We start from the raw sequence: 10,644 nt of genomic DNA, 5'->3' as shown, positions 1-10,644 counted from the left end.
GTGTCGACCGTGGTGTTGAGGGTCGTATCGCCGCCGTTGGAGCCGCTGGCGAAGGTCAGCGAGCCCGCGGTGATCGACAGCGACCGCGGCGAACCGCCAGCGGCCACCACGTCGGTGGTGCCCTTCAGCGTCAGCGCGCCCGTGCCGAGGTTGATCGCCGTGGTCGGCAGGGTCAGCACCCCGCCGGACTGCAGCAGCAGGTTGCCGCTGGTCATCGACAGGCCGGCGCTGGCGTCCAGGTTGCCGGCGGTGCGGATGTAGGCGGATCCGCCCGCCCCCAGGGTGACGAGGTTGCTACCCAGCGTCAGGGCGGCGCTGTTGACGTTGTCCACCGAGATGACCGGCGTAGTGCCGTTGGCGGTCAGGCCGGTCAGGCTGGCCACGTCCATCTTCAGCGGCGTGCCGGCGCCGGTGGCCGCGTTGGTGACAGTGCCGATGTCGCCGCCGGTGGCGATCAGGCTGGCCGAATGGCCGGTCACATGGGTGCCGTTGCCGCTGCCCAGGATGGAGCCGGCGGCGGTCAGGGCGACCGCTCCGCTGGAGGTGTTGGCCGACACCGACTGGACCGTCATCGTGCCGGCGGACTCGATGGTGACCGAGCCGTTGGAGGCGGTGGCCGAAGTGACGGTGACGCCGCCGGTGGAGGCGTCGGTCACATAGACGCTGCCGGTGGCGCTCGCCAGGGTCAGGCCGTCGGTGGTGGTCTGGACCGAGCGGGTGGAGGTGCCGACGCCCTTGCCGCCGGTCAGCGACACGGTGCCGCCGACGATCCGCGTCTCGGCGAGACCGTCGTCATACACCCCGCCCCCGGTGGAGCTGAGGGTGACCGCACCCATGCCGGCGTTGATGCTGCCGGCGATGATGTCGGCGTCCACGGCGGAAGAGGAGATCGTGATCGCCCCGCCGGCGGTGCTAGCGTTGACCACCTGGAGGCGGTCGCCCGCCTGCACGTCGATCTTGCCGCCGGTCGTCGCGGCGTAGGCGAGCGAGGAGGCGCCGGTCGTGCTCAGATAGATGTCGCCCGCCCCGCCGTTCACCTGCAACTGGGCGCCGCCCACGCCGACGCGGGCGGAGGAGGTGCCGATGCCGCCGGCACCGTTCAGCGCGACGGTCTTGGCGGTGACCGCGGAACCGCCGCTGGCGGCCAGGATCTTGCCGCCGCCGGTGGCGCTCAGCGTGACCAGACCGTCGTTGGCGCCCGCCGTCACCGTTCCGGCGGTGATGTTGCCGCCGGTCGAGGTCACGGTGATGGAGTTGCCGGCCGCGTCGGTGGCGATGGCGACGTTGGTCAGCGTGATGTTGCCGCTGCTCGACACCACCACCGGACCGTTGTGGACGGCGGCGCTCAGCCCGCCGGTCAGCGATCCGGCGATGTTGAGATAGACGCCGCCCGCGCCCGTGACGTTGGTGGTCAGCGTCCCGGTGCCGAAGTTCGAGATCTTCAGCGCCGAGTCCGCCGTGCCGATGCCGGCCCCCGCCGTCAGCGTGGTGCTGCCGTTGCCGAGGCTCAGGCTGGAGTCGCCGTTGAGGATCCGGCCGGTCGTCGCCGTCAGGGTCAGCGCCTTGCTGGTGTCGTAGGAGAGGTTGGAGAGGGTCAGGTCGCCGGTCGCCGCGATCACCGTCAGGGCGCCGCCCGTGGTGATGGAGCTGAGGCTCAGCCCTGCCGCGTTCTTCACGAACAGGCCGCCGGAGCCGCTGCTGGCCGTCAGGTTGGAGACGTTCAGCCCCAGCGCCGTCGTGCTGCTGCCGATGGCGCTGCTGTCGCCCAGCTCGGTGGTCCTCTTCTGCGCGACCAGCGTCAGGGAGCCGGCGGTGATGGTGGAGGAGCTGTCCAACCCGCTGATGTGGCCGACGGTCGTGTTGTTTCCGCCCGCCGTCAGGCTGACCGTGCTGGATGCGCCGGTGTCGATCGTGCCGATGCCGATCTCGCCAGGCGCCTTGTAGGTGAAGTCCAGGCCGGTGCTGTCGGTCAACGTGGTGAAGATGGTGGAGCCGCCGCCGTCCGTGACGTTCCAGACCAGATTGAGGGCCGTCAGGCTCATCGTGCCGGAGGAGGAGCCTCCCGTCGTGGCCGCCGTGCGGTCGATGGTCAGCTTGGCGAGGTCGAGCGTGTCGGCGACCTTGAAGGTGCCGGGCGTCTTGATCGTCAGGTCGGTGGTGGCGACGTTGAGCGTCGCGCCCGTGTCGGCGATGGCGCCGTTGGCCGCGGACAGCAGGACGCTGCCGCCGGTCACCAGATTGCCGTTGCTGCCGAGGATGTTGCCGTTATAGCTGGTCAGCGCCACCGCACCGGTCGTGGTGATGGTCCCGGCGGTCAGGGTGTAGGTGCCGGTGGAGCCGCTGGACAGCGTGATGGCGCCGCCGCCGGTGCTGACCACGGACTGGGCGATCAGGTTCTTGGATTCCGACACCGCGATGCTGCCGGCGGCGCTGGCGGTCAGCGTCGTGGTGCCGCCGGTACCGGCCGACGTCGAGATGGCGCTGTCGCTGCCGATGGACCCGCTTGCCGTCAGGTTCACCAGATTGCTGCCGCTGATCGAGCCGCTGAGGATCGAGCCGCCCTGGTTGTTGATGAACGCGTTGGCGCCGCCCATGGAGATGGAGCCGAGCGCGATGTCGCCGGTGGAGTTGGTCAGGGTCAGCGCGCCGGCCAGATTCATGGCGTCGATGACCGTCGAACCGTGCAGGTTGATCACGGCGCCGTTGTTGGCGTTCACCGACAGGTTGCCGGCGGTGATGCTGATGAACGCACCCCCTTGATCACCGACCACGCCGTTGGAAGCGTTCAGGGCCACGACGCCGGCGTTGATCTTGACGACCGCATGGCCGTTCCCGCGGATGCCGGGGCCTGCGGTCAGGGCGATCGCGCCGGTCTTGCCGACATCCATGCCGCCGACGACCATCTCGCGATGGCTGTCGAAGGAGAAGCGCTCGCCGCTGCCGCCGGTCAGCGCGGCCAGGATCGTCTGGGCGCTGTTCTCGGCGCCGATCAGCGAGATGGCCGAGCCGGACGTGTTGACCGAGGTCAGGCTGTAGGTGCGGTTGTCGATGTTGGACGAACTGCTCTTGATCTTCAGCGTGCCGATGCGGGTGTCGGATTCGACGTAGAGGTCACCGGTGACGTTGAAGGTCGCGGACGACGACGACAGATGGATCTTGTTGGTGGAGGAGCCAATGGCGCCGCCGGTGGAGGTGAAGGTCGCGGTGCCCGCGGTGATGCGGTTGGCCGGGTTGTCCGCCACCGCCGAGGCGGCGCCCAGGATGCTCCCGGCGCTGCTCAGGTCGACGGTGCCCCAGTTCTGCACGTTCAGCGTGCCGATGGACAGCGCGCGCTGGGCGTCCAGCTTGAAGGCGAGGCCCGTGCTGTCGGTCAGTTCGGTCAGCGTGGTGGTGGTGCCGTCGTCCGTCATGGTGAAGACGAGCTGCGGCGCGGTGATCTGATAGGTGCCGGCGCCGGTCGTCCGCTTGCTGGTCAGCGACAGCGCGGTCAAATCCTGGCCGTTGTCCACGAACGCGTCGGTCGCCGTGGTCAGCACCAGCGTGTCGGCCATCGTCGTGATGTGGTTGGACGACGATCCCGCCTGACCGATCCCGCCGCTCGAGGTGAGGGTGACCGTGCCGGCGGTCACGATCGAGCTGCCGTTGCTGAGGATGTCCTTGCCGGTGCCGGTGGTCTCGATGGACACCTTGCGGGACAGGCCGCCGTCGATCGTCCCCAGGGCGACGCTGTTGTCGCTCTTGAAGGTGAAGTCGAGGCCGCTCCTGTCCACGGCGCTGCCAAGCGTGTACTGGCTGCCGGTGTTGGTGTCGGTCAGCGCGAAGGTCAGCCCCTCCGACCGGATGTCGTAGACGTTCTGCGTCCCGGCGGAGGCGTGCTTGACCTCGAGGTCGAGGGCGTACAGGTCGGCGCTGTTCGTCAGATGAACGTTGCGACCGGCGGTCACCTTCAAAGTCTGCGTCTCGGTCAGCAGCGACGTGCCGGACGCCCCGATCGAGCCGCCTTCAACCGTCAGCGTCACCCTGTCCGCGCGCAGCAGCGTGCTTCCGCTCTGGAGAAGCGACCCGTTGTTGGTGACGGCGATCTCCGCCGAATTGGCCGAAACGCCCTTCAGCGTCAGGTTGCCCGAATTGCTGAGGTTCAGCGAGCCGGTCAGGTTGGCCGACAGCGTGTTGATCTTGGTGTTGATCGTCGTCGCGGCGCCGGCGGACGAGGTGGTCATCGTCAGGCTGTCGGCCGTGACCGCGGTGCCGTTGCCCGTCCCATTGATGGAGGTGCCGTTGGTGGTGGTCAGATCGACGGTGCCGGTGGTGCCGACGTCGATCTTGGTGATCTGCATAGCCTTGTCGTTGGTGATCCCCAGCTTCAGCCCGCTCTGCGTGACGTTCGTCACCGTCAGGCCGGTTTGCGACGTCGAATCGCTGAAGTTGGCGGTCAGGTCCTTCGAAAGGATGCTGTAGCTGTTGGCGGCGCTGTTGGACCTCTGGTGCCGGAAATCCAGCGTCAGTTCGGACAGAGCGACGTTCTGGCCGTTGTTGACCGACACGTTGCCGCCCGACGTGATGGCCAGCTTCCTCGTGCTGGTCAGCACCGCGGTGGTGCCGCCGATGTTGCTGTTGCTGCCCGTGGCGACCAGCGTGACCTTCCCCGCCGTGATCGTCCCCGATCCGTTGATGGACGGCGCACCGACACTCGCCCCGGTGGTGACCAGAGTCACGGAGCCGGTGGCGTCGGTCCCGGCGTCGATGGTGCCGGCAATGATGCTGCGGTCCACGCTGTAGCGCAGATCCATGCTGCCGGCGCCGGTCGACAGCGTCAGGGTCTGAACGCCGCCACTCTCGGACACCGCGAAACTGCGGCCGGTACCGAGGTTGCTGAACTGGTAGGTCCCGGTGTCAGTGTTCAACTTGTGCGCGACCGTGACGTCCAGCGCGGTCAGCGCGGTGCTGCTGTTGTTGATGTAAAGGTCGCCGTTGGTCACCAAGGTCAGCGACGAGGCGGAGGTCTTCACCGCCCGCGTGCTGGTGCCGATGGAACCGCCGTCGGCACCGGTGCCGTTGGCCGACAGGGTCACGGAGGACGCCAGGATGGCCCCGCCGCCCGACATGGTGATCGTCGAGTTCGCCCCGCCGCCCGCCGTCGTCAGGCTGACCGATCCGCCGGTGGCGACGATCTCGGAAACAACGATCTTCTTCTTGCCGGAGAAGCTGAAGTTGCTGTTGCCCGCTCCCGTGATGTCGATCGAATGCGTGGTGCCGCTGTCGGCCAGCGAATAGATCTGGGAACCGGTGCTGCCGATGGAGAAGGTGCTCTTGGTCTCGGGGGCCGTGGTGGCGTTCGTGCTGGTGATCGCCAGGCTGCCGAAGGCGCGCCCGTTGTTGTCGACGTAGAGGTCTCGCCCGGCGGTCAGCGACAGGTCGCCGGTGTCGAGGCTGATCGCTCCGTAGAGGGTCGAGGCGCCGATGGAGGAGGTCGTCCCCGCCTCCAGCGACACCTTGCCCGCGGTGATCTTGCTGCCGTTGCCGGTGTTGGTGACGCCGCTGGACGAGACGATGGCGACGCTGCCGCCCGTTCCGACGTTGACGGTGCCGACCTTGACCGCGCGCTGCGAGTTGAAGGCGAAGTTCAGCGGCGTGCTGCTGGTGACGGTCTGGATCGTGGACTGCGACGAGCTGTCCGACAGGGTGAAGACCTGCCCGTTGACCGTGGTGATCCCGATGGTGCCGCCGGAGTAGGAGCCGCGCGTCAGGGTGAGATCGGTCAGCGCCATCGTGTTGGTCACGCCGATGGACCCGCCCGTCGCGATCGACAGGTTCGCCGTCGCCAGATTCAGCGCGCTGGTGCCGCCGACGCTGCCGTTGGCGCTCAGGATGACCTTGCCGGCGGCAATGAGCGTCGCGCTGTTCGAATCGTCCTGGATGTTGCCGCTGCTGTTCGTCAGCGTGACCGTTCCGGTGCCGTTGTTGGCGTTGACCGATCCGACGGTCATGGTGCCGCTGGACTTCGTGACGGTGATGTCGCCGCCGGCCGTCAGGCTGTTCAGGCTCGTCGCGCCGGTGCCCAGGCCGAGCCAGATCGAACCGCCGGCGTTGGCCACGACCGTACCGGCCTGCGCGTTCACCGCCTTGTCCGACGAACCGATGTCCTTGCCGGCGGTGAGGGTCACCGTTCCGGTGTCGCTGGCGCGCAGGCCGCCACTGTTCGGGTTCAGGATCGACCCGTTGGTCGCCGTCACCGTGATGTCGCTGCTGGCGCTGGACGAGAAGCTGGAGCCGAAGGCGATGTCGCCCCAGGTCGCCGTCACCACGATGGGGTTGTTGGCGGCGCTGAAGAAGCGGCTGCCCAGCGTGATGAGGTTCTTCTCGTTGCTGACACCCGTCGAGGTCGGCAGGGTGATGTAGATGCCGCCGTCCGACGCGCGGGCGTTCAGGACGGGGGTGACGACGTCCAGATACTCGGTGCCCGTGCCGCGGCCGATGGCCTTGCTGGCGACCAGATTGACCGACCCGGCCAGTACCACGGTGGTCTTCGAGCCGTCGTCCAGGATGGAGCCGTTCGTCGTCTCGGCGTTGAAGATGCTGTAGGTCTCGCTGGGCGAGGGCGTGCCGTTGTCGGGAAGGACACCGTTCTTGTAGGTCAGATCGACCCGGCCCAGCCGGATGTCGCGGTCGCCCTTGAAGGAGAAGATCTGGCCGGTGGTGTCCACCAGCGTGCGCAGCAGATAGCCGTTGGTGGCGTCGTCGGTCAGGTCAAAGGCGAAGTTCGGCGCGGTGATCGAGTAGCTGTTCACCACCGTCGTATCGGCATGGGTGCTGGTGACGGTCAGCTCCGCCATGTCGGACAGGTTGGTGACATGCAGGTTGCCGCCGGTGGTCAGCGTCAGCTTCGTGGCGTTGAGCACCAGCGGAGTGTTGGCGTCGCCCAGGCTGCCCGCCGCGGCGCTCAGCTTTATGGTCTCGGCGCTGACCCCCGTGTTCCTGCTGCCGTCGTCCAGGATGTTGCCGGCGGTGGAAGTCAGCGTGACCGTGCCGCCCGCGCCCACCGTCGCCAGTTCGCCGACGATCAGGTCGATGTCGCTGTTGAAGCTGAGGGTTTTCAGCTTCGGGCTGCCGACCGCCTCCAGGATGGTCGCGGTGCCGTTGTCGCCGACCACGAAGTTGAAGTATTCGGAGGTGAGCTCCAGCGCGTTGGCGGTCGTGCCGACATGACGGTTGGTGATCGACAGGCCGGTCAGGATCACGCCGCTGTTGTCGAGATACAGATTCCCGACGTTGCTCAGCGTCAGCGACCCCGTCGAGGTGCGCAGATGCGTGCCGAGAGTCCCGATGGCGCCGTCCGTGCTCAGGCTGATGGCGCCGGCGGACAGCCGGTTGCTGGCGTCCTTGCCCAGGATGGCGCCGCCGGTCGCCGTCACGGAGATCGCACCGGTGGTCGACGCCTTGATCGTCCCCAGCGTGGCGGCGCCGCCGGTGACGGTGAGCGAGACCGACGTGCTGGCGGAGGTGATGTTGTCCACCGTCACAGCGCCGGTCTGCATGACCGTGACGTTGCCCGCCATGTTGGTGACCGTCAGCCGCTTCGCCGCGGTGTTCACCGTCACGGTGGAGGAGTTGCCCCCGGCGGCAAGGGTAACGTTGTCGCCGGTGATCGTGCCGGACAGGGCGGTGATGCTGCCGTTGGCGGTGGTGAGGGTGACGTCGCCGTCGGCCCCGGCATCGACCGTGGTCGCAGAGATGTCGGACGCCGTGCCGTTCGCCGTGACGGCGATGTTGCTGGTCCCGTTGGCGCTGGTGATCGTCCCGATGGCGGTGGTGCCGCCGGTGGTGATCGCGATGTCGCCATCGGTCGAGACGAGGGAACCCAGCACCGCCGAGCCCGACGTCGTCAGGTAGACGCCGCCCACGCCGGAGGTGGCGTCGATGTTGTAGGAGCTGGCGGTCAGAGCCGAACCGCTGGTGCCGACGCTGCCGGCGGCGTTCAGGACCAGGCTGTAGGAGCTGATGGTGGTCGAGGCGTCGGCGTCGTTCAGGATGCTGCCGCCGCTGCTCAAGTACAGCACACCGCCGCTGGTCACCGCGCCGACCGTCAGGTTGCCGGTGGCAGCGACGGTGGTGGCGCCGCCGCTGGTCAGGCTGGCCAGGGCCAGCGCGCCGGTGTTCGACAAATTGATGCCGCCGCTGCCGGCGGTCGCGGTCAGGCTGCCGCCGGCGGTGTTCAGCGCCTGCAACGACGTGCCGATGGCGCCGTTGCTGCCCGAGGAGCCACGGGCCGTCAACGTCAGCGCGCCGCCGGTCAGCAGGCTCGCGCCGGTGCCGGTGATGTTGCCGCCGGTGCTGGTCAGCGCGACGGCCCCCGCTCCGGCGTTGACCGTGCCGACCTGGATGTTCCGGTCACCGCGGAAGGCGAGGCTGTTCAGGCCGCCGACCTGGCTGATCGTGTCGAGCGCGGTGCTGCCGGAGGAATCGGTGACGGTGAAGATCAGGCCCGTGGAGGCCAGGAAGAACTGGCTGTCGACCCCGACCGTCCGGTGCGTGCTGGTGACGGAGAGGTCGGTCAGCGTCTGGTCGTTGGTGACGAACAGGTTGCCGCCGGTGACCAGGGAGAGTTGGGTGCTGCTGGTCGACACAGCCGCGCCGCTGGCGCCGATGGCGCTGCCGGCGGTCAGGGTGACCGGGCCGCCGACGATCCGGCCGGCGTCCAACGCGGTCAGCGTCCCGCTCTGGGCGTTGACGGAGACCGCCCCGGCGCTTCCCGAGACCGGCGTGGTGTCGATCAGGTTGCCGAGCTGGACATTGTCGGTGGCCGTCAGCCGCACCGCGCCGCCGCGGGTCGTCAGCTTGCCGATGTTGGTCAGGCTGCTGGCCATGCCGTTGGCTTCCAGCACGATGTCGCCGCCGTTGGTGCGGATCTCGTAGCTGGCGTCGGTGAAGGCGATCCCACCGCTGGTCAGCGACCGCAGGGTGAAGCTGTGGCCGGCGATGGTTTGAAGGTCGAGGCTGGTCTCCACCGTGATCTGGCCCGACGCCTCCAGCACGATGTTCGCGTTGCCGGCGATGCTTTCCAGAACCTGCTTCGACACCGTGTTGACGGCGTCCCCGCTGCCCAGGTTGGGATCGTTGACGCCGATCGTGCCGTCGCCGGCGGCGCCGTCCTGGCTGCCTCCGGCGGAGCTGACGATGCGCAGGCTTTCCGGGTCGAGCAGGAAGGTGCCGGCCGCGCCCTTCGGCGCGGACAGGTCGACGCTGCCGGTCAGCGTGATGTCCTTGTGGCTGGACACCTCGGCGAAGCCGCCGTCGCCGCCCTCGGCGCCGCCGCGGGCGGTGATTTTACCAGCGTGTTTTGTGCTTTTCTGCGACAGCACCGTCACACTGCCGCCCTTGCCGGACTTGACGGCGTCGGCGGACAGGGTGGCCCCGGCCTCCACCGTCACCTTGTCCGACCAGGTGCCGGAGCGGCCCGTCTTGCTGCCGATGGCGACCTCGCCGCCGCCCTTGCTGCCGGAGGCGTCGACGCGGGCGTTCTTCTTCACGGCGATCTCGGCGCCGGTGGCGACGACGGTGCCGCCGGTCTGCCCCTCCCCGCGCCCGCTGGCATCGACGGTGCCGCCGATGGTGACCTTGCCGTTGTCGCCGCCCGACAGGACGATCTTGCCGTTGGCGCTGCCGACCGAGGTGGCCTTGATGACGCCGTCGGTGTTGATGACGTTGTCGATCACGCCCTTCACGGCGCGCGCCGACAGGGTGACGCTGCCGCCCTCGGCGGCGATCTCTCCGGAATTGACGACCAGCGCCGCGACCGGCTTGCCGTCCGCGTCCTTCGCCACCGTCTTGACGGCGGAGCTGGCGTCGAAGCTGATCAGCCCGTCGCCGTGGAAGTCGAGCGTGAAGGTCTCCGCACCGCCCAGCGCGACCTTGCCCAGCTTCGCGCGGATGACGCCGGAGTTGCGGACGTGCGGGGCCACCAGGGCGGCGAGGCCGCTGTCCTTGACGGTGATGTCGCCCTCGTTGACCACCATGGCGTTCGGCTTGGTGGAGGCCTGGTCGAACTGGTACTTGCCCGCCATGAAGTTGGCGTCGGAGATGTTCGCGGTCGTCGCCACCAGCCCGCCGACGTCCACCTTCGCCCCGGCGCCGATCACCACGCCGTTGGGGTTGACCAGCATGACCGTGCCGTTGGCCGACAGGCTGCCCATGATCTTGGACGGGTCGGCGCCGGTGACCCGGTTCAGCGTGACGCTGGAGGCCGACGGCTGCTGGAAGGTGACCTTCTCACCGGCGTCGATGCTGAAGGACTTCCAGTTGATGATGGCCTTGTCGGTGGACTGCAGGATCTCCATCGACTTCGGGGTCGCCGACCGGATGGTCGCCGCGCCCGCGGTGACGGTGCCGTCCAGCGGGTTGGCGTAGGCGGCGCCCGCGAACAGGGTGGACAGCGCCACGCCGATCACGCTGCGCAGCGCCAGCCGCGCGAAGTCGATGCCACCCTTGGCCTTCGCCGCGCGGCGCTGGCGCCGGGTGCCGCTCCCCCTCTGGGGCGCCTCCGTCGCGGACGACAGCAGCAGCCGCTGGCGCAGCGTCTGCCGGTGACGGCGCGCGCCGGGAATCTCGGTGATGCCGGGAGTGTTGGTGACGTTGCCCTTGCCCATG

At 68.5% G+C, this 10,644-nt stretch carries 1 protein-coding gene; it reads right to left on the bottom strand.

The window, feature by feature from the left end; all coding sequences use genetic code 11:
* Positions 1–10,643, bottom strand: a 10,643-nt coding sequence (locus tag GBZ26_RS07465; protein WP_247884778.1) for a two-partner secretion domain-containing protein, incomplete at its 3' end; no start/stop codon positions are given.
* Position 10,644: the final 1 nt, after the last annotated feature.

This window comes from Azospirillum formosense (assembly GCF_013340925.1).
In the GTDB taxonomy this organism is placed as follows: domain Bacteria; phylum Pseudomonadota; class Alphaproteobacteria; order Azospirillales; family Azospirillaceae; genus Azospirillum; species Azospirillum formosense.
The sequence above is the reverse complement of the archived record's forward strand: the minus strand, read 5'-3'. Positions and strand labels throughout refer to the sequence as shown.